The sequence below is a fragment of the Streptomyces sp. GMY02 genome, from assembly GCF_019056675.1.
GTDB lineage: Bacteria > Actinomycetota > Actinomycetes > Streptomycetales > Streptomycetaceae > Streptomyces > Streptomyces odonnellii.
This window is the reverse complement of the sequence record NZ_CP077658.1, coordinates 1290252-1311220: the sequence shown is the minus strand read 5'-3', so window position 1 is coordinate 1311220 and position 20969 is coordinate 1290252. Positions and strand designations below refer to the sequence as shown.

Genomic DNA, 20969 nt, shown 5'->3' with positions numbered 1-20969 from the left:
CCGGCCTCGTTCCCTCCGGAGCACGGCGCGGGAAGGGTATGGCCAACGCCGATCTTGGAGGATGTCGTGCGGCGGTTCCGACTGCGGGCGGGCCTGATGGCCGCGCTTCTCACGTTCGGCGGGGTGGGGGCCGGGGTCGGCGATGTCGCCGGCCCGGCCGCGGCTCCGTCCCCGTCTCCGGTCACGCCGTCGGTGGTCGAGCAATCCCTCGACCCCGGCCAGTCCCTCACCGTCACCAAGACGGTACGGACGCCGGCGGTGCCGCCCAAGCCGGACGTGGTGCTGCTGGTCGACAACACCGGCAGCATGGAGGAGCCCATCGCGGATGTGAGGGGGAATCTGCCGGCGATCGTCAAGAGTGTGTTCGACGAGCAGCCCGACTCCCGGTTCGCCGTGGCCAGTTACGGCGACCAGGACGACCCGGGCAGGCTGTTCCTCCTCCACCAGGAGTTCACCAACGACCGCGCGGCCATCCAGAGCGGCGTCGATGAGCTGGGCGCCGGCGGCGGCGGGGACACCCCCGAGGACTGGGGCAACGCGCTGTGGCAGGTCGCGACCGGTGTCGGCGGCCGGAACCCGTTCCGGTCCGGGGCCAGCCCCGTCGTCGTCCTGGTCGGCGACGCCTCCAGCCACGATCCGAGCGGCGGCCACTCCTTCGACAGCATCGTCGCCACCCTCAAGGCGAACAACGTCAAGGTACTCGCGGTCGACGTGGAGAGTTACAGCGACGGACTCGACGGCCAGCGCGGCGATTTCAAGAAGGGCCAGGCCACTCGGGTCGCCGGGGAGACCGGAGGTACGTACCTCCAGGGCGTGAACCCGAACGAGGTGGCCGACGCGATCACCAGCGGACTGTCCAACCTGCCCGTCAACGTCACCCATGAGCCCGTGAACTGCGACCCTTCGCTGTCCGTCTCCCTCACGCCGGCCGCCCGTCAGGTGACCAGCGGACAGACCGCCACCTTCACCGAGACCGTCACGGTGGCCCAGAACGCTCCCCAGGGTTCCACACTGACCTGCACCGTTCAGTTCTATCTCGGCCCCGCCGGAGCCGACCCCGCGTACCAACAGCACATCAGGATCAGCGTCAACGACGTGACCGCGCCGGTGGTGAGCGTCGAGGACCGTACGGTGGAGGCGACGGGTCCGGGCGGTGCTGTCGTCGAGTACCCGGCGTCCGCCGTGGACGCCGTGGACGGTCCGGTCCCGGTGACGTGCGAGCCGCCGTCCGGGTCGCGCTTCCCGATCGGTGAGACCACCGTGACGTGCACCGCGACCGACGGACGGGGCAATACGGGCCGCGCCACCGCCGTCATCAAGGTGGTCGACACGACCGCGCCGGTCGTGACCGTGGACGACCGCACCGTGGAGGCGACCGGCCCGGGGGGCACCGTCATCGAATATCCGGCGTCTGCTGTGGATTCGGTGGATGGTTCGGTGCCGGTGACGTGTGTGCCGCCGTCCGGGTCGCGTTTCCCGGTCGGTGAGACGACCGTGACCTGCACCGCGACCGACTCCCGGGGGAACACGGGCAGGGACACCGCGGTGTTCACCGTCGTGGACACGACCGCGCCTGTCGTGACCGTGGAGGACCGTACGGTCGAGGCGACGGGCCCGGATGGTGCCGTTGTCGAGTTTCCGGCGTCTGCTGTGGATTCGGTGGATGGTTCGGTGCCGGTGACGTGTGTGCCGCCGTCCGGGTCGCGTTTCCCGGTCGGCGAGACGACCGTGACCTGCACCGCGACCGACGAGCAGGGCAATACGGGCCGTGCCACCGCCGTGATCAAGGTGGTCGACACGACCGCGCCGGTGGTGCGCGTGGATGACCGTACGGTGCAGGCGACGAGCCCGGACGGTGCGGTGATCGACTACGGCGCCACCGCCGTGGACGGCATCGACGGTCCCGTGTCTGTCGTCTGCGTCCCGCTGTCCGGCTCGGCCTTCCCCGTCGGGAAGACGACGGTCACCTGCACCGCGACCGACTCCGCCGGCAACGTCGGCACCGACACGGCCGTCTTCACAGTGGTGGACGGGGGCGCACCCGTCGTCCGGGTCGACGACAGGATCGTTGAGATCACCGGCGGCACCGGCGGGGTCATCCGGTACACCGCCGACGCCACGGACGTGATCGACGGCACCGTCCCCGTCACCTGCACCCCGCCGTCCGGGTCCCGGTTCCCGATCGGCAGGACGACAGTGACCTGCACGGCCAAGGACAAGGCGGGCAACACCGGCAGGGACACCGCCGTGTTCACCGTCGTCCTGCGCCCGCCGACACCACGCGCGCCCGCCGCCGACGTCGCCGTGACCGCCGCGGCCACCCCGCTGCCCGGATTTACCGGTGGCGTGATCACGACCACGTTCACGCTGACCAACGCCGGCCCCGACACGGCGACCGGCGTCGCGCTGGCGGTCGACGTTCCCCAGCCCGTTCGCGTACTGACCGCCCAGAGCGGTTGCACCAACGTCGCCCCGTGCACCCTGCGGGCCGGCGACCGGATCGAGGTGACCGCCCGGATCTCGTACGAGAGGGCGACCACCGGCACTCTGACCGCCCGCGTCAGGGGCGCGACGCGGGACCCCCGTACCGCCAACAACACCGACACCCTGCGAATCCGGGTCCTCCAGCCCGTACTGACCGCGGGTCCGCTTGTCGCCCGGCTCGGCGACGTCGTCCTCGCGGAGGGCCGCGACTTCCCGGCCGGCACCGTCGTCAAACTGGAGTGGAGCGAAGGGATCACGGCCAGGACGCTTCCGGTACGGGTGGGCGCCGACGGGACGTTCCGTACGCAGATGCTCGTCCTGCGCAAGGACGAGACCGGCCCGCGACTGCTACGTGCCGAGGGGCCCGGATACAACCCGCTCGAAACGGGGATCCTGGTCGTGCCACGGAGCCTCCAGCCGCCCAAGTTCGCGGGACGCGGATGAGCGGGGCGGGTGTGAGCAGGGCGGGTGTGAGTGGGGCGGGTGTGAGCGGGGCGAGTGTGGGCGGCGCGCAGGCGAGAAGTGAGGTGGACCGGTGATCCACGAGGTGGACGACGCCCTGCGTTCCCTCGTCCGGGGCGAGGCACTGGGCGGCACCCAGGTCAGCGTCGTCTTCGACGCGCCGAACCGCGAGTGGGCGGCCAAGGTCAACGCACCCACGGTCAATATGTATCTCTACGACATCCGCGAGGATCTGCGCCGCCGCTCCCGCGGGCTGGCCAACGAGTACGGCGAGCGCGGCACCGTTGTGGCCCGCCATCGTCCGCCCCGCTACTTCAAGCTGTCCTACCTGATCACCGCTTGGACCCGGCGTCCCGAGGACGAGCACCGGCTGCTGTCGTCCCTGCTGTTGTGCCTGTTGCGCCACGACGCGGTGCCCAGGGCCCATCTGACCGGCCTGCTGGCCGAGTTGCCACTGACGGTACCGATGACGATCGCGCTGCCGCCGCCGGAGGACCGGTCGTTCGCGGATGTGTGGAGCGCGCTCGGCGGTGAGTTGAAACCCTCGCTCGACCTTGTGGTGAGTGTCCCGCTCGTCGGTGCGGGCACGTTCGCGGTGGGGCCTCCGGTCACCGAGGACGGTGGCCTGCGACTGGGTATGGAGGGGATCGACCGGGCGGCGGACACCGCCGCCTCCTCCTCCGCCGACGCTGCCTCAGCGAACGGCGCGGGGGGCGGTGCCGGGCCCGGGAACGGGCATGGGGGCAGGCGTGGGCCGGGGGGCGCCGAGGGCGAGGACGGTCCAGGTCGCCGCCCGCGTCCTGGCATGTCCCGCCGTATCCGCGAACCATGAGCGCCCACCGGCCGACGGAGTCGCCATCCGTCCCCGGGCTGGGGCCGTCGCCGGGACTGGGGCCGGAGTTGGCGCCGGGACGGGGGGAGGCTCCGGGCGTGACCTCGCCGTTGCCGCCGCCTCCGTTGCAGCCGCCGCCCCCGCCCCCGTTGCTGTCGCCATCGCTGTCGCCGTTGCCGTCGCAGGAGTACCTCATCACCGCGAACCCCGTCACCGCGAAGCCCACCGCAGAGGACCCGATGGCAGAGGACCCGACCGCGGAGGACCTGACCGTAGTGGACCCCGTCACAGAGGACCCGAGCCTGCGCCACCTCCTGGACCGGGTGGTCCTCGTCGAGGAACGTGTCCGCCGTGCCGTCGCCGCCCGCCGGGAGACCGATCCCAACCCCGACGACGCCTTCCGCGGCCTGTATCTCACCGACGAGGCCGTCAACCGCCTCCTGGACGCCCGCCCCCAGGCGCCCGCCCCCGACCGTACCGACGCAGCCCGGCACGCCGAGGCCGAGGCCCGTGCCGACACCGCCGACCCGCCCACCCGGCTGCGCCGTCTGACCACCGACCTCCACCTCACCGACCTCGATGTGGAGATCCTGCTCATCACGCTGCTTCCCGACCTCGACGACCGGTTCGAGTCGTTCTACGGCTACCTCAACGACGACGTCACCCGGCGCCGCCCGTCCATCGGCCTGGCCCTGGAGCTGTGCGGTCTGTCGCCCGCGGACGCCGCCGCGCGCGGCCGCCTCGGCGCGACCGCCCCCCTGGTCTCCGCCGGACTCCTGCTCACCGAGGACCACGACCGTCCGTTCCTCGGCCGTGCCCTGCGTGTGCCGGACCGGGTCACCGCGCATCTGCTCGGCGATGACACCCCCGACCCCCGCGTCGCTGATCTGCTCGCCCCCTGCCCGCCCGTCCCGGGTGCCGGGGACGCGGCGCCCCTGGCCCGCGCGCTGGCCGCCGAGATCCCGCTCGTCCACCTGAGCGAGGACCAGGGCGGTGCGGGCCCCGCTCTCGCCGCCACCGCCCTCGCCCTCGCCGGCCGCCCCGCCCTCGCCCTGGACCTGGCACGCCTCGCGCACGACCCGGCGCCGTCCGAGGCCGTCCGTACCGCCGTCCGGGAGGCCCGGCTGACCGGCGCGGGCCTGGTCTGCACCCCGGTGGACGCGCTGGACCGCGAACACGTCGCGCTCCTGCGGCAGTTGACCGACACGCCCGTCCCGGTCGTCCTCGTCGGCCGGGCCCCCTGGGACGCCGCCTGGTCCACCCGCCCTCCGCTCCTGCTGCGCGCCCCACGCGTCGAGCCCACTGCGCGGGCATCCCTGTGGCAGGACGCGTACGGGCAGCCCGTCCCCGCCACCGTCGACCTCCAGGACATCCTCTCCCCGTTCCTCCTCACCCCCGGCCAGCTCGGCCGGGCCGCCCGCAGCGCCGCCCAGAACGCTGTCCTGGACGGGGGAGAGCTGCGCGCCGAACACGTCCGCCTGGGCGCCCGCGCCCAGAACGCCGCAGGCCTCGACCGGCTCGCCCGTCGCGTCGAACCCGGTGTCGGCTGGGACGACCTGGTCCTGCCCCCCGACGTCCTCACCCAACTACGCGAACTCGGCGCACGGGCCCGCCACCGGGACCGGGTCCTGGGCGAGTGGGGCATGCGCCCTGGCGGCGCCCGCGGCCGGGGCGTGGTCGCGCTGTTCGCGGGCGATTCCGGTACCGGCAAGACGATGTCCGCCGAGGTCATCGCCGCGGACCTGGGGCTGGACCTCTACACCGTCGACCTGTCTACGGTGATCGACAAATACGTCGGCGAGACCGAGAAGAACCTCGAACGGATCTTCACGGAGGCGGCGGGGGTGAACGGCGTCCTCCTCTTCGATGAGGCCGACGCGATCTTCGGCAAGCGCTCCGAGGTCAAGGACGCCCACGACCGCTACGCCAACGTGGAGAGCGCGTACCTCCTTCAGCGCATGGAGTCCTTCGACGGCCTGGCGATCCTCGCGACCAACCTGCGCGCCAACCTGGACGACGCGTTCACCCGCCGCCTGGACCTGGTCATCGACTTCCCCGTCCCCGACGCCGACCAGCGCCTGGCTCTGTGGGAACGCTGCCTGGCGCCCCTCCTGTCGAACGGCCACGACCTGGACCTGCGCTTCTGCGCCGAGTCCTTCGAACTCGCGGGCGGCAACATCCGATCCATCGCCGTCACGGCGGGCTACTTGGCCGCCGAGTCCGGCTCCCCGGTGACGATGCACCAGTTGATCCACGCGGTCGTGCGCGAGTACCAGAAGCTGGGCCGCCTCACCCTGGCCAGCGAATTCGGCCCGTACATGGACCTGCTCGTCCCATGACTGGAGGAGAACCGCCGTGCGTGCTCACGACGAACAGGTGACGGGGCAGGGGAGGCCGGAGCGCCCGGAGCGGCTACGGCGTGGCGCGGCGGTGCTACATGGAGCTGAGCCACACACCTCGCCGTTCGCGGCGCTCGTCGCCCTCCAGCGGACGGCCGGGAACACGGCGGTCGTGCGCCTGCTGGCCTCGCAGCGGAGGGCGGCCGTACAGCGGGTTCCCGATCGCGGACACACGGAGCGCCGGGCCGGAAGGCGGCAGGCGGCGAACAACTCCCCGTACTCGGGTCGGCCGAGGTCGGCACGGCAGCAGGCACAGCAGGGCTTCGACCCGAACGACGCCCGGCCGCGAGAGCTGCCGAGCCAGGGACCCAACGGCGAGCGCATCTGGAGCGGCACCAGGAGGGACATCGGATTCGACACGAACACGGTGGACACGGTGCTCGGCATCACGCCCAGCCAACTCGCCAACGGCCGGACCGAGTACCGGTGCGCGAAGTGCGGCACCTTCATCCCCCGCAAGAGCGACAGCACTCCGGCGGACGGCGATCGCCACATCACCATCGACCACATCTCGGAAATCATCGCGTACGTCCAGAGCAAGGCCGCGGAACTGAGCTGGATGGTCAACGGCCACGCCGTCCGCGCGATCACCCGCGACGAGGCGAAGACATGGGCGAACGACCCGGCGAACTTACGGGTGCTGTGCGCGCAACCGTGCAACGGCGGGAAGCGGGCTGCGCGGAGCGCGAGTCGTCGGTACGACACGAACAGGGCGGTGTGGTGGGCGACGTAGCCCGCCGCTGCGTCGGCGGGCCCGTCGGGATCCGGTTCCGCCGCGTCCACGGAGGGGGAGAACGCCGCTTGCCGGCACGTACGGCTGCGATGATTCCGGCGCGCAGACCCAACGAGACGTTGACGGTGGGCCCTCACCGATACCGAAGGCGGGCTCGGTACTCATGCCGCGCCGAACTCCCCGGCCTTCACGTCGGCGCTGAGCCTAGCCCGCTTTCCGATCGAACAGCTTGTGGACTTCCTCCGGGCCCCGCCGCAAGACCGCCTCCAGCTCTTCGGGGCCGATTTCCGCGTGCGCCGCGCTCGGCTTGTCGGTGAACTCCAAGCCGGGCCGACACAGGAGGTAGGTGTCGCCCCGCCGGAAGTAGTCGAACGGCACCCCGGCGGCGTAGAGCTTGCGGGTGATCTGCCACTCCCGTTCCTCGGAGACGGTCACGATTTCCGTGCCCCGCTGCCGCAGTTCGGGCACCACCTCGTGATAGCTCTCCTCGGAGAGCGGGTTGCCGGTGAGAACGACCTCGTACAGCTTGGGCAACTCGAAGCGCAGGGCGGTGATGTCCTCGATGGAGTTGAGGGGCAGTTGGAGGCTGCGGATCGTGGGCAGCGTCCGCACCGCGCTGATGTCGGCCAGCGCGCTGAACTCCATGGAGAGCGCCGCCAGCCGCGGGTGGCCGGCCAGCGCCGCTAGGTCGCGTCCCCCGTAGCCGACCACGTGCAGCGACTTCAACATGGGGAAACGGGCGAGATCGCCGAGGTCGCGGGGGAAGAGGACGGCCAGGGTGTCGATCTGGGCGAGGTCGTCGTTGCTGAAGGGCGGATTTCTCTGCAACCGGCGCTGAACAGCCCGTTCCACCTGGGGTTCGAGTAGCCGCATCGATCAGCTCACCTCTTTCACCGCGTCATTGGCTTCTGTGAGGTCGATCATGATGGCGTTGAAGTTGGCTCTCTGCTCAGCACCGAGCTCCTCGACGGTCATCGGGACTATACCCGCGGCGGTCTTCACGAGCGCCGCGACCGGCTTGTCCAGGAACTGCGGATCATGATTGTCGAGGTTCCCGTTCCAGATCAGGGGGTTGCTCGCGTCCAGCATCCGGGCTCGCAGGGCACTCACGTACTCCAGGGCGCTGCCCTGGTGCTGGTTGAAGATGCCGCGCAGTCTGTTGTGGAAAGCTTCCTGGCCATTGGTCAGAGTGAACTTGTACTTGGTCTTTCCGCCATCGACGTACTGCTGCCAGAGGGCGCCGGAATGGCCGTTGGGTGTCACGCCCTCGATGCTCCAGATGACGCGCTCGGTCTTCGACCGCAGGGCGTGGTGCAGTGCCACCCACCGGGCCGCTTCGAGCTTGTCGTCCCGTGAGAGGTGGCCCATCGCGCGTACGAGAACGACCGGTATGTAGTCGGTGGGAATCCACTCGTGTTTGCCGGAGTCGGCCCGCCGGAAGAGGTCCATCAGGTATTCCTTGGACGGCTTGTGCTTCGCCCACAGGTCGAGAACCCTGGTGTTCCACTCCGAGCTCTCGGTGGCGACGAAACGCAGGAAACCGATGATGCCGCCCTTGGCGGTGACGATGGCTTCGAGGTCCTTGTTCACGCCGGAGCCGGAGCCGGGCAGCGGCGCGAACTTGCCGTAGGAGCCCGACGCGACTCCGTACTCCATGGTGTTGACCTGGTTCGTGGCGTCCGCCGAGCGTCCGCCGCGCGGTTTCTTCAAGTCTCGCAGCGCGGCGTCGCCGAGAGCCCGCAGCATCTTTTCGCGCAGTGGCCCGCCGTCCTTGAAGGCGTGGTTGTAGAAGCTGGCGGTGTCGGCGGCGGTGCCCGGGTTGTCTCCCTTGCCGCTTCTCCGGCGGGGCTTCTCCTTGAAGTAGCCGAGGAGCTGCTTCAGGACGGCCTGGTTGGTGAGAAGCCCTGCGGCCTCGGCGGGGAGGCCGGTGAGCTGGACCGGAGGGTCGTCCCACACCGGCTGCTCGTCGACCTCGGTCACCCTCAGCGTCTTGTTCCACGCCTCCTGCGCCTCCTTGGAGAAGGCCGCGGCGTGAGCCGGAAGCGCTTGGCGGATCATCGCGAGGTAGCGGTCGTCCGACGGGTCCTGCGTCTCCTGCGTTCCCTGTGAGTTCTCCGCGCCGTCGCGGACCTGGACGTCGAGAGGGACTTCGTCCGTCGGGTTCACCGTTCCACGCGCCGACCAGTTGCCGCCCCGGACGACCGGTTCCAGGGAGGTCAGGCCGTAGCGGACCCGGATCGCCGCGAAGGCCGCACGCAAGGCGGCCCGGCTGAACCGGCCGTTGCCGTTCAGGCGCTGGGCAGCGGACCGGGCTGCGGCGAGGCCCTTGGTGAGGCGCTGCTGTTTGCCGGCTGGGGTGTCGTCGCCGCCGCGAGCCTTGCTCTTGAGCTTGGCCCAGAGGGCTTTGCCCTTCTTGGCTATGAAGTCGACGATTTTGTCGATGGCCTTGTTGACCGGCTTGGCCACCGCCGTGAAGACCTGTTTGACCTTGTTGGCGAGGCCGCCGATGCCGAGGAGGCCGGCGAGGAAGCCGATGAGGAGGGGGATGCTTCCGGCGAGGGCGCCTTCGATGAGGGCGGGGACTCCGGCCTGGCCGCCGCCTGCGATGGCGATGACGGCGTCGAGGATCGAGTTGACGAGGGCGATGATCTGGGCGCCCTGGGTCACGATGAAGGTGACGATGTCGATGATGCCCTTGACCGCGCGGATGAACGCGGAGGCGGGGGTGAGGAGGGAGACGATCCAGGCGATGCCGGCGGTCAGGACCGTGGGGATGAGGTAGGCGGTGAGTTTCTGGAGGATCGTGGACTTGAGGTCGCCGACGGAGGCTTTGATGTGTTCGACGGCGCCGGCGGGGCCCTCTTTCTGGAGGGACTGGGCGACGGGGACGGCCTTTTCGGCGGCGTCCATGGCCTGTTCGGGGACGCCTTTGCGGGTGATGCGGGCGCGGATGCTGGCCCAGGTCAGGCCGAGCATGTTGGCCAGGAGCTGGATGATGCCCTTGAGGTCGAACTTGGCGGGCAGGCTGAGGCCGGCGCCGGCCGCTGTGCCCAGGAGCCAGCCGATGAGGCCTTTTTTGAGGTGCTCACCGATGTTGCCGATGAACTGCTGCAGGCCCGCGCCGACGGCGGTCACGAGGTTGCGGAGGAACCCGATGGGGTCCTTGATGATCTTCATGACCGCGGAGGCGGCCTTGGCGAGGACGCCGAGGAGCAGGTTCTTGAGTTCGAGGATGGTCTGGATGGCGCCGGCCACGGCGTCCTTCGCCTTGGCGATGAGGCCCTTGTTCTCCTCCTGGAGTTTCTTTATCTCCTCGTCGACAGAGTTGAGGGCCTGGGTGTATTTCTGGGCGAGGTCCTGGACGAGCTGGTCCGATTTCGCGTTGACGTCGGCTTCTAGGCCGTCGAACTTCTCGGTGAAGCCGGCGGCGGCTTCCTGGCCGAACTTCTTCAGGTCGGCGGGGAGCTTGTCGACTTCGGCTTTGAGTTCGGTGCGGCCCTGGGCGATGCGGTCCTTGGCCTTGCCGAGTTCGGTGCCGATGGTGTCGGCGATGGCCGAGATGACCTGCTGCATCCGGGCGACGTAGAGCTTGCGGGACTCCTGGAAGAGCTGGCTGGCCTCCTCCGGCAGGCCGGCGAACTTGTCCTTGACCCACTTCAGCTTCCCAGAGAAGCCGGAGTACCGCTTGTCCTTGTAGGCGTCCATCCGGCGTTTGTGGTCCGCCGTAAAGGCGTCCCGGGCCGCCTTCTCACCCGTGGTGAACTTCTCGTCGACCAGCTTGTCCAGGCCGGTCAGGGTTTTCTCGACGTCGGTCTTGGTGGCGTCGAAGACCTTCTGGAGCTTGGCGGTGACCTCGGCGCGCTTTTTCTCGTCGGCGGACTTGGTGGCGCTCTTGCCGCCGTCGACCTGCTTGCCGGTCGCGGCGCGGGTGGCGGCGAGAGTGGCCATGGCCTGGGCGCCGGCGGCGGCAGCACCCTGCTTCGCGGCCGCATGCTGCTTCGCCTCCGCGCCGCGGGCCTCACCGGGAGCGGTGGCCGAGTGCTGCTCGCCCTGCTTCTTCGCGGTGAGGGCGCCGGTGAACTGCGGTTCGTTGCTCTTGGCCAGCTGGTCTTCGGTCACTTCGGCGTCGGCCATCTGCTGGTTGACCTGGTCCGGGCCGCCGGAGAAGTCCGTCACCGCCTCCGGCTGCCTGGCGGGGACCGCGCCGGCCGGGTCGGGGGCGCCGGGGGCGGGCGGGGGCGCGTCGGGGGTGAGAGGGGTGACGGGTTTGTCCTTGGCGGCGGACAGGTCCGGTCCCGCCGCCGTGGCGCTCTCGATCTCCTTGGCCGATCCCTCCTTGCCCTGCGCGACCTGCCCGTTGACCTGCGCCTTGACAGTATCGGCCTTGCCGGAGCCGGCGAAGGAGTCGGCCTCGTCGAGGTTTTTGGGGGCCTGCGCGGTGATGGCCTGGTTGACCGCCGCGATGAACCCCGCCTTGTCGAACACACCCGGCTTCGCGGCGTTCATCTTCTCCGCCTGCGCGGCTTTGCCCTGGGCCTGCTTGTCGTCGGGCGGGGCCAGCGCCGCGTCCTGCGCCGCCTTCGACTCCTTCGCCGCCGGGGGGTGTTGCGCGACCGCGGTCTTCTTCGCCTCCACCTCCGCCGTCAGCCCGGTGAAGGCGGGAGAGGACGACGGCGGGGGCTTGACCGGCGCGGCCGGCGCCTCCGCCAGCCGCTGCGCCACCAGACGCGCGACCGCCGTGTTCCCGGCGCGGGACTGGAGCAGACGGAGCTGGTGCGGGGCCAGGCCCGCCGGCGGGGCACTCCCGGCCGGGGTGCGCTCGGGCCCGGCCGCCCCGGTAGTGGTGGTGGGCGGGGCGGACGTTCCCTGCGGGGAGCGGGCCGGGGCAGCCGGACGTGCCGGCGCCGCGCTGGTCTTCTTGTCCGGCGCCGCCTTCATAACCGTAAGTGTTCGGTTCCGTCCCGCCACGCACACGAGAGCGGTGGATACGGATGGGGGCAGGGCAGAGTGCCTGATCGGGCAGCAGGCTGTGCACCGGGGGCCGGTCGTCGACGCGTTCCGGATGATCGTCGCCCGGAGTGAGAATCGGCCTCGGCCCCTGGTCAAGGAGGAGTAGGTATGCCGTCGTATCTGTCCCCGGGTGTGTATGTCGAAGAAGTGGAGGCCGGGGCACGACCGATTGAGGGAGTGGGTACCTCGGTCGCCGCGTTTCTGGGCTTCGCCCCGCAGGGACCACTGAACGAGCCGACGCTCGTCACCAACTGGAGCCAGTACGTGAATGTCTTCGGCGACTTCGTCGAAGGCGCGTACCTGGCGTCCGCCGTGTACGGATTCTTCGCCAACGGCGGAGGGATCTGCTACGTCGTGCGTATCGGTGACGGGGCGTCCGCCGGCGCCGGTGAACTGGAGCCCGGCGCGTCCGCCGAGGCGCTGCTCGGCGGGTACCGGGTCCGGGCGCTGCCGGGCGTGACCGGTGAGGTCTCCGTCGAGGTCGGCCCCGTGGACGGCGAGGACCCGCCCAACGACGTGTTCAAGCTCGTCGTGAAGGTGGACGGGGAGGTCAAGGAGACGTACCCCTCGGTGTCCGCTCGCCGCAGCAAGGACAACGTCGTCACGAAGGTCCGGGAGAAGTCGCAGACCATCGCCCTGGAGGAAGCGGCCCGGGGCACGGCGGCCAAGCCCGATGCCCAGGCGGTGGTACTCGCGCCGCAGCCGGGTACGCCGGGAGCGTCGGCGGCGCCGGTCTCGTTGTCGGCCGACGACTACGTGGGCGACGCGGACCAGCGGACCGGGTTCGGCGGGCTGGAGGCCATCGAAGAGATCACGATGGTGGCGGTGCCGGACCTGATGAGCGCCCACCAGCGCGGGGTCATCGACGCCGAGACCGTCATCGCCGTGCAGCAGGCGCTGATCGCGCACTGCGAGCTGATGGGTGACCGGGTGGCCATCCTCGACGCGCCGCCCGGGCTCTCCCCGCAGCAGATCAAGAGCTGGCGGCTGGACACGGCAGGCTTCGACTCCAAGTTCGCGACGCTGTACTACCCGTGGATCAAGGTGTTTGACCCGTCGATCGGCCGGAACGCCCTGGTGCCGCCGAGCGGGCACATCGCCGGGGTGTGGGCCCGCAGTGACGAGTCACGCGGGGTGCACAAGGCGCCGGCGAACGAGGTCCTGCGGGGCGCGGTCGGTCTCCAGACGCAGATCACCAAGGGGGAGCACGACCTGCTCAACCCGCTCGGCGTCAACTGTGTCCGGTCCTTCCCGGGCCGCGGCATCCGGGTGTGGGGCGCGCGCACCCTCGCGTCCGACGCCGCATGGCGCTATCTGAATGTGCGTCGGCTCTTCAACTACCTTGAGGAGTCGATCCTGACCGGCACCCAGTGGGTGGTCTTCGAGCCGAACGACGACGCCCTGTGGGCCCGAGTCCGGCGCACCATCTCCGCGTTCCTGGTCAACGAGTGGCGCAAGGGCGCGCTGTTCGGGATCACCCCCGACGAAGCGTTCTACGTGAAGTGCGACCGGGAGACGAATCCCGCCGAGAGCATCGACGCGGGCATGGTCGTCTGCGAGGTCGGGGTGGCTCCGGTCAAGCCCGCGGAATTCGTGGTGTTCCGGCTCTCCCAGTTGTCGGGCGGCACCGGATCGGTCGACGAATAGCACACGGCGTACAGCACGATCGATGAAAACAGCACATGACGGATTGCCGGGCGGGGGAATGCCGGGTCGCCTCATATGACCCGTACCCGTCCTGGCGGTTGAACGCCGTCGTCCGATTCGCAGAGAAGCAAAGGAGGCTGGAATGCCACTCCCCGATCTGGACAGCTCGGTCGGCCATTCCTTCGGGCTGGAGTTCGACGGCGTGGTGATCAAGCAGATCACCGAGGTCAGCGGCCTGAAGATGGAACAGGACGTCATCGAGCTGAAGCAGAACACCGCCGACGGGAAATACGCCGTCAAGAAGCTGCCGGGACGCCCCAAGGCGGGAGAGGTCACCGTCACCCGAGGGCTGACCGAGGACAACAGCTTCGAGGCGTGGATCAAGTCCTCCCGGTTCGGGAAAATGGGCGAGGCACGAAAGAACGGCGCCATTGTCGTCTACGACTACGAGGGCGTCGCGATCAAGCGCTATCAACTGGTGAACGCCTGGCCGAAGTCGCTGGAGATCGGCACGCTGAAGGCGGGTGACACCTCCGTCCTCACCGAGAAGCTCGCGATCACCTACGAGAGCATGGAAGTCGCCTGATGCGTCGGACGATGCCCGCGCCCCCGCGGCAGGCGCCACAGACGCGGGAACCGGAGCAGGCGGGAACGGCCGGGACGGGTGAGCAGGGTGCCGGTGCGGAGCGTGACACGCTCCGCACCGAGTTCTCCTTCGAACTGCCCCGGGGGTACGTGGACGACTCCGGCACCGTGCACCGCCACGGTGTGATGCGGCTGGCCACCGCCCGCGACGAGCTGATCCCGCTGCGGGACGACCGGGTGCGGGAGAACTCCGCGTACCTCTCGGTGGTGCTGATCGCCCGGGTGATCACCCGGCTCGGCACCATCGAGGACGTCCACGCGGGCATCGTGGAGAACCTGTTCGCCTCGGACCTCGCGTTCCTCCAGGACTTCTACCGGCGGATCAACGCGGAGGGACACACCCGCGCGGCGGTCACCTGTCCCTCCTGCCAGGAGCACTTCGCGGTGGATCTCGCCGGTGGTCGCCTGGGGGAATCGTGACGTACGCGACCGAGCGCCTCTACGAGGAGGTCGCGTACCTCGCCTATCACTTCCACTGGCCGCTCGACGAACTGCTCGATCTGGAACACCGCGAACGACAGCGGTACGTCGAGCAGATCGCCCGGCTCAACCAGCGGTGAGGGGGAATCGGAGATGGGACTGCTGTCCTGGCTGAGGGGGAGCCGAGGGGCGGACGGGGACAGCCGGCCGGGGCCGGCGGCTCCCGGGCCGGAACCTCGGGCTGCTTCCGGGACGGACGCTGTCTCCGGCACGCTTACAGAACCGGGGTGGCGGTCCGCACCTCCCGTCCAGCGGACGCTGGGCGGGGACGTGGGGCTGATGACCGACCCCGTGGGGTTCCGGCAGCGGCTGGGTAGCTGGCAGGACCCCACGATCACCGGGCCCCTCGGACACCTGGTCAGCGCGCAGGCACCGGCCGGCACGGGACACGGCCTCGCGGCCCCCAGCGTGCAGCGGACCGGACAGCAGCCCGGACCGCGGACCTTCGACGCGCCGAAGGCCGTCGGGGGGCAGGGCGCGGCCGACGCGCCGTGGAGTGCGGAGAGCGGGGCGCGGGGGTACGACGGGAGCGACCTCCCGGTTCCGTCAGTCGGCGTTCCGGTGCGGGACGAGGGGCCGGTACGGGCCGTGGCCGCGTCCTTCACGCAACAGGGCGGGGACGGCGGCGAGTTCACCGGGACAGGTGGTTCCGGTGTGCCGACGGTCTCGCGGACGGTGTCGCCGGCCCCGGGTCCGGCGTCGGCCCAGGTCCCGGCCCTGGGCCCGGCCTCGGTCGCAGGCCCGGCGCCCGGTGCCGGACGGTCCGTACCGCTTCCCCTCGCGCCGCTCCAGCGGACGTTCGTCCCTCCGCCGGTCCCGGCGTCGTCCGCTCCTGTGACGGTCATGCGGGTGCCGTCCGTTCCATCGGCGCCCGCGCCCACGCGCCCCTTGACCGTCGCCGAACAGCCGGACGTACCGGCACGGGAACTGGCGGCGGTTCCGGCGCCCGTACCGGACGACGACCCCGGGCCCATGGCACCCGCCGCCCCGGCCGAACCTGTCGTCGACCTGCTTGCCGCGCAGGCCACGGAGGTGGGGGCTGATTCCGTAACGACGGCCGGTGAGGGCGCTGTTGTCCAGCGGTCCGCGTTTCCGGCAGCGCCCGGGGCCTCGGATGGTGTTTCGCTCCCTCTCCCTTCCCCGCTTGCCGACTTGGGCCAGGGCCAGGGTTCGGCCCCGGCCTCGGGCACAAGCGTTCCTGTTGTGCCGCCGCTACCGCCGATGCCTCCGCCCGGCCCCGTCGTACAACGAGGCACTGTGACTCCGGGACGTCCGCCGCACCGTGGCCTGGGCGAACCGTTGTCCGCGCTGCCTCCCACCGCCCGGCCACTGCTCGGCCCGGCCGCTCCGCTGGCCGGTACGGCTGCTACCCCCGCGAGCATGGCGCCGAACGCCGCTGACGGGCATGGCGATCCGGGTGCGGAGCCGATGCCGGGTCCTGCGCCGGAGCCCGCCGCGGTGCCGGTGTCCCGGGCCGTTGAGCTGCCGGATCCACCGAACCCGCCGGGGCTGCCGGATCCATCAGGGACGTCCGCCGCGTCCGGATCACCCGACGACGGCATGGCGCCGCTGCTCGGTGATGCCCGGCCGCTCACCACGGGCGGAGCCGGTAGCGGAGCCGGCATCGGTACCGGGACGGCTGACGCCGACGGGCCCGGTGTGGTGCAGCGGCTCGGCGTCCCCGGCGGTGTGCCTGATGTGCCTTCAGGTGCGCCGTCGCCACAGGCCGCCGGTCCGGGTACCCCGTCGATCGCCGGAGGTTCTCCCGGGAGGGTTCCCGGTGCGGCGTCGGCCGGCCCGGAGGCCGTACCGGCACCGGCCTCCATGGGGCCCGCCCAGGCTTACTCCTCGTCGGATTCTGCCGTAACTCCCTTGGTGGCGCGGTCCGTTGACGAGGAGACGGCTCCGCTCCTGGGGGACACCGAGACACTTGCGGTGAGCGGAGCGAGTGATACGGCGGTGCCCGAGGCACCCGGTCCCGGGCAGATGGTGACGGCGGCGACGCCGATGCCATTGCGGCGGCTCGACGCGGTCGACGACTCCTCGCTTCCCCTTCCCGGACCCCGCTCCGTGGGTCCCGTCGCGGGGTCGGCCTCCCGGGGCGAAGGGCCGGTGGTGCCGCTCGTCACCCAGAGGTCGTTGCCTCTCTACACGGTGCCGGAGCCGTCCTCCTCCTCGTTCTCTTCTTCGTCGTCCGCCACGTCTGTCGGCGTCGAGCCCCCGGCTCCGGCCCCGGTTCCGATCCGGTGGGAGCCGGCCCCGAGTGGTTCCGGTGGTTCCGGCGGCGGTGCTTACGGCGGAAGCGCCTTCGGAGGCAGTGGGTTCGGCGGTGGCGGAGCCGGGGGCGGCGGTGATTTCGGCGGCGGGTTCGGTGCCGAGGGCGCGCGTGCCCCCGTGCAGCGAGCGGCGGACGTGGGTACGGCGACGCTCGCCGCCGGCCGATCCTCCTCGTACTCGATGGCGCCCTCTTCGCCGGTCACGGCCGGCTCACCGATGACGTTCCCCGCGCCTCCGACGACACCGCCCTCACCGTTCGGGGTGCAGCGGTCGGCAGCCCCGGCGGCCGTCGCGTCGATGCCGCCCCGGCGCGCCCCTTCGCCGGACCCCTCCCCGCCGCCCTCCGACGCCGGGACCGTCGCCGTCGACGCCGGGATCGCGCAGCGCATGCCCGACGGGTCCGTGGTGTTCACGCAGCCCGCGGTGCAGCGCGCCGACGGCGACATGCCCGTAACCGAGCCGCCGCCCGTCGACTCCCCGCCGCCGCCCGAGTCCACCGGGGGCGCGGGGGAAGCGTCCGCGGGGACCTCCGGCGGGGCCGGCGGCACTCAGGGCACCGATGGCGCCAAGGGAGCGGGGGCGCCAAAAGTCACCGACGAACTCGTCCGCGCGCTGGTCGCCCCACTCAGCAGGCTGCTCAAGGCGGAGCTGCGCATCGAACGTGAACGCACCGGGTCGTTGATCAATACCCGGCACTGAAAGGCACCAAGGCACCAGCGCACCAAGGCATCACCAGGCACACACAGCGCACGCACAGCACCAACAGCCAACACCGAACAGCACGACACCCGGCAGCAGCTCAACAGAAAGGCGGGGCATCCGATGCCCACTACCGAGGACCCGGCGGTCTCCGTCTGCTTCGTCGTCACGATCGACGGTATCGAGCTGGGTTCGTTCAACACCTGTGAGGGCCTGGGCTGCGAGGTGGTGCTCGAACCACGTGAGGAAGGCGGCAACAACGGCCACGTCTGGCAGTTGCCGACCCGCCTCAAGTACTCGAACGTCAAGCTGTCCCGGCCGCTGACCAAGGACACCGAGAAGGTCGCCACCTGGTTCGCCAGCATGACCACCGGGTTCGCCCGCAAGACCGCCCACATCGAGGCACGCACCGGTGACGGCATCATGGTCGCCCGCTGGGGACTGCTGGAGGTGGTGCCGGTGCGCTGGACCGGGCCGACGTTCAATCCGGAGTCGCCGAAGGTCGCCGTCGAGACCATCGAGATCGCGCACCACGGCTTCACGACGGAGGTCGGGGCATGAGCGGACCCGTGGCGTTCAGCGCGGCCGGGGGCGGGAAGTCGGCCGCGGGGGGCCGCGACGTACGGCCCAAGCTGGAGCACGCCTACCTGGAACTGCGCACCCCGCCGTCGGGAGGCAGCCTCACCCCCGGCGGGCCCTGCGGCCGGATCGACTTCCAGTTCAACCCCAAGGAACTCAGCCTCAACAAGTCCGCGTCCTGGAAGCGCACCCCCGCCAAGGGCGCGAAGAGCGCCGGGCCGCCCGAGTACCAGGGGCCGCAGCCCAGCAAGCTCACCGTCGAGATGTTCTTCGACGCGAGTGACACCCAGGACACCAGCGTCGTCAAGGCGGTCGAGGAGCTGTTCGCCTGCTGCGTGCCGACCAGCGAGACCCGCCAGGCGCAACGGTCCTCGCCGCCGTGGGTGGTCTTCCACTGGGGCGGCATCACCGGGTTCCCCGGCTATGTGAGCCAGGTCCAGGTCAAGTACACGCTGTTCACCACCTCCGGGGTGCCGATCCGGGCCGTCTGCCAGGTGACGATGGAGGAGATCAGCGGCGAGACCGCCGGCCAGAACCCGACATCGGGGGCGCTCGCCGCCCGCCGTGTCCACCGGCTCCGCTCCGGTGACACGCTCCAGGCCCTGGCGTGGGCCGAGTACGGAGATCCGGCGGCCTGGCGGATCATCGCCGATGTCAACGGGATCGACGACCCGTTGCGGCTGGCGGAGGGCCGGGAACTGCTGCTGCCCTCGGCCGACGAGCTCGACACCGTGGCGGAAGCGGCCTCGTACGGGTCCGGCACCGGTCGGAGTGATGCCTGATGGCGAACGACACCGTTGCCAAGACGCTGGTCGTGGAGATCGGCGGGACGAAGCTGCCGGCGGATCTCGCCAACACCCTGGTGGACGGGTACGTCGACGACAGCCGTAGCCTGCCCGACCTGTTCGTACTGCGCTTCCGTGACCCCAGCCGGGTCCTGCTGGACAAGGCAGGCATCAAGATCGGTGTCGAGGCGCGGCTGCTGGCCGGGTCCGGATCGGGCGGGTCGCCGAAACCGTTGCTCAAGGGCGAGGTCACCGCTCTGGAGATCGACTTCGACGAGACCGGGACGTTCACCATCGTCCGTGGCGCGGACAAGGCGCACCGGCTCTTCCGGGGCCGCCGGGTCGTCGGCTACCAGAACATGACCGTCGCCGACATCTGCCGCCAGGTCGCCCAGCGCGCCGGGCTCTCCACGGGGAAGATCGACGTCTCCGGCCCGGTCCTCGAACACGTTGTGCAACCCAACGTCACCGACTGGGAGTTCGTGCGTGGGCTGGCCGAGGACGCCGGGGCGGAGGCGTATGTCATCGACGGCGCGCTGCACGTCACCAAGCCCACCGAGGCGTCCGGCGCGCCCGGTTCCTCGGCCCGCTCCGACAGCAATCCGCTCGTGCTGGAACTGGGCAAGAACCTGCTGCGCTGCCGCGCCGGGGTCACCGCCGCCGAGCAGGTCTCCCAGGTGGAGGTGCGGGGCTGGGACACCAAGACCAAGCAGGCGCTGGTCGGCCGGGCCGACGCGGGCAGGGCCGACACGGTCCAGCTCGGTATCAGCCCGGCGGACGCGGTCGGCCCGTTCGGCAAGGCCGACTTCGTGGTGACCGACACCGCCTACCGGGAGCAGGCCAGGGTCGAGCAGGTCGCCAAGGCTCTGGCGCAGCGGATCGCCGGGTCGTTCGCCGAGATGGAGGCGGTGATCCAGGGCAATCCGGAGGTCCGGGCGGGCGGCGCGGTGGCGCTGTCCGGGGTCGGCGCGCCGTTCGAGGGCCGGTACACCGTCACGTCGTCCAGGCATGTCTTCGATGCGCTGCGCGGCTATGAGACATGGGTGACGGTCTCGGGTCAGCAGGAACGCTCACTGTCGGCGCTGGCCGGTGGCGCCACCGGCCGGCACCCCGACGCGGACGGGATCGTCATCGGCCTGGTCACCGACACCAAGGACCCGGAGAAGCTGAGCCGGGTCAAGGTGAAGTTCCCCTGGCTGTCGGACGACTACGTCAGCGACTGGGCCCGCACGGTGCAGTCCGCGGGCGGCGGGGGCAAGAACGGCAAGGGCACCTCGGCGTTCGTCCCGGAGGTCAACGACGAGGTGCTCGTCGGCTTCGAGCAGGGCCGGCTCGACCGCCCCTACATCCTCGGCTGCCTGTTCAACGGGCAGGACAAGCCGTCCACGGGAAGCGGCGAACTGATCGACGGCACCAGCGGCGCCGTCAACCGGCGGTCGTTCTCCTCCCGCAGCGGCAACCAGCTCGAACTGCTCGACAACGCCTCCGGCGCGCAGGGCGTGCGGATGGTCACCGGCGACGGCAAGCTCACCATCGACCTGGACCGCAAGGGCACCAAGATCGTCGTACACAGCGACGGCACGGTGGAGATCGACGCCAAGGACAAGGTCACCGTCAAGGCGGGCAACGGCGCGCTGATGGACGCGGGCAGCGGCACGCTCGAACTGATCGGCAAGTCGGTGAAGGTGACGGCGCAGACCGGCGTCCAAGTGGACGGCGGCAGCGGCCAGGTGGGGCTGAAGACAAGCGGCGGGGTGGATGTGAAGGGCACTCAGGTCGCTGTCAACGGCACCTCCCGCACGGAGATCAAGGGCGGGGCGATGTGCTCGATCAACGCCGGTCTGGTCAAGATCAACTGACGGGCCGTGCCGTCGGCCGGCCGGCGGCACGGCCCAGGGACTGAACAAGCGCGAGTTACGACCGAAGGGAGTGCCCGT

Annotated in this window: 14 protein-coding genes; 12 read left to right on the top strand and 2 right to left on the bottom strand. The window is 70.6% G+C overall.

Annotation, left to right across the window (positions count from 1 at the left end; genetic code table 11):
* The first annotated feature begins 66 nt into the window (after positions 1–66).
* The 4 genes from KQY30_RS05405 to KQY30_RS05390 all read left to right on the top strand — a co-directional run bounded on the left by KQY30_RS05405 (position 67) and on the right by KQY30_RS05390 (position 6910).
* Entirely contained in the window at positions 67–2928 is a 2862-nt protein-coding gene (locus KQY30_RS05405) for an HYR domain-containing protein (RefSeq protein WP_217305816.1), read from the top strand.
* Positions 2929–3019: 91 nt separating this feature from the next.
* Positions 3020–3778, top strand: coding sequence for a DUF4255 domain-containing protein (locus KQY30_RS05400; protein ID WP_217305815.1), 759 nt, complete (start codon positions 3020–3022; stop codon positions 3776–3778).
* A gap of 239 nt (positions 3779–4017) precedes the next feature.
* A complete protein-coding gene (locus KQY30_RS05395; protein ID WP_217305814.1) occupies positions 4018–6117 on the top strand; it encodes an ATP-binding protein in 2100 nt (699 codons plus the stop codon).
* 16 nt (positions 6118–6133) lie between these two features.
* On the top strand, positions 6134–6910 hold the full coding sequence (locus KQY30_RS05390; protein ID WP_217305813.1) for a hypothetical protein: 777 nt from the start codon (positions 6134–6136) through the stop codon (positions 6908–6910).
* Between the two features lie 204 nt (positions 6911–7114).
* Here KQY30_RS05390 and KQY30_RS05385 read toward each other — a convergent pair whose 3' ends face one another.
* Together KQY30_RS05385 and KQY30_RS36200 are read right to left on the bottom strand one after the other, a co-directional pair.
* On the bottom strand, positions 7115–7783 hold the full coding sequence (locus KQY30_RS05385; protein WP_217305812.1) for a hypothetical protein: 669 nt from the start codon (positions 7781–7783) through the stop codon (positions 7115–7117).
* Positions 7784–7786: 3 nt separating this feature from the next.
* Positions 7787–11848, bottom strand: a complete 4062-nt coding sequence (locus KQY30_RS36200; RefSeq protein WP_254406960.1) for an HPC2 multi-domain protein — start codon at positions 11846–11848, stop codon at positions 7787–7789.
* A 180-nt stretch (positions 11849–12028) separates the two neighbouring features.
* On the opposite strand from KQY30_RS36200, the gene KQY30_RS05375 reads away from it, so the two are divergent.
* The 8 genes from KQY30_RS05375 (at position 12029) to KQY30_RS05340 (ending at position 20891) form a co-directional block, all read left to right on the top strand.
* On the top strand, positions 12029–13567 hold the full coding sequence (locus KQY30_RS05375) for a phage tail sheath subtilisin-like domain-containing protein (RefSeq protein WP_217305811.1): 1539 nt from the start codon (positions 12029–12031) through the stop codon (positions 13565–13567).
* Between the two features lie 142 nt (positions 13568–13709).
* Positions 13710–14153 (top strand): phage tail protein, encoded by a 444-nt coding sequence (locus KQY30_RS05370; protein ID WP_046500468.1) that lies wholly within the window; start codon positions 13710–13712, stop codon positions 14151–14153.
* On the top strand, positions 14153–14632 hold the full coding sequence (locus tag KQY30_RS05365; protein ID WP_217305810.1) for a hypothetical protein: 480 nt from the start codon (positions 14153–14155) through the stop codon (positions 14630–14632). Before KQY30_RS05370 ends, KQY30_RS05365 begins: the two co-directional genes overlap by 1 nt.
* Positions 14629–14772, top strand: a complete 144-nt coding sequence (locus KQY30_RS05360) for a DUF6760 family protein (protein ID WP_217305809.1) — start codon at positions 14629–14631, stop codon at positions 14770–14772. The genes KQY30_RS05365 and KQY30_RS05360 overlap by 4 nt, the downstream gene beginning before the upstream one ends.
* Positions 14773–16567: 1795 nt before the next feature.
* Positions 16568–17668: a hypothetical protein gene (locus KQY30_RS05355; protein WP_217305808.1), complete on the top strand. Its 1101-nt coding sequence runs from the start codon at positions 16568–16570 to the stop codon at positions 17666–17668.
* A gap of 123 nt (positions 17669–17791) precedes the next feature.
* Positions 17792–18229 (top strand): phage tail protein, encoded by a 438-nt coding sequence (locus KQY30_RS05350; protein ID WP_217305807.1) that lies wholly within the window; start codon positions 17792–17794, stop codon positions 18227–18229.
* The gene (locus tag KQY30_RS05345) at positions 18226–19029 is read left to right on the top strand and encodes a LysM peptidoglycan-binding domain-containing protein (protein WP_217305806.1); all 804 of its coding nucleotides are present in this window, start codon (positions 18226–18228) and stop codon (positions 19027–19029) included. The genes KQY30_RS05350 and KQY30_RS05345 overlap by 4 nt, the downstream gene beginning before the upstream one ends.
* Complete coding sequence (locus KQY30_RS05340; RefSeq protein WP_217305805.1) at positions 19029–20891, top strand: VgrG-related protein; 1863 nt, start codon at positions 19029–19031, stop codon at positions 20889–20891. The genes KQY30_RS05345 and KQY30_RS05340 overlap by 1 nt, the downstream gene beginning before the upstream one ends.
* The last annotated feature ends 78 nt before the right edge of the window (positions 20892–20969 follow it).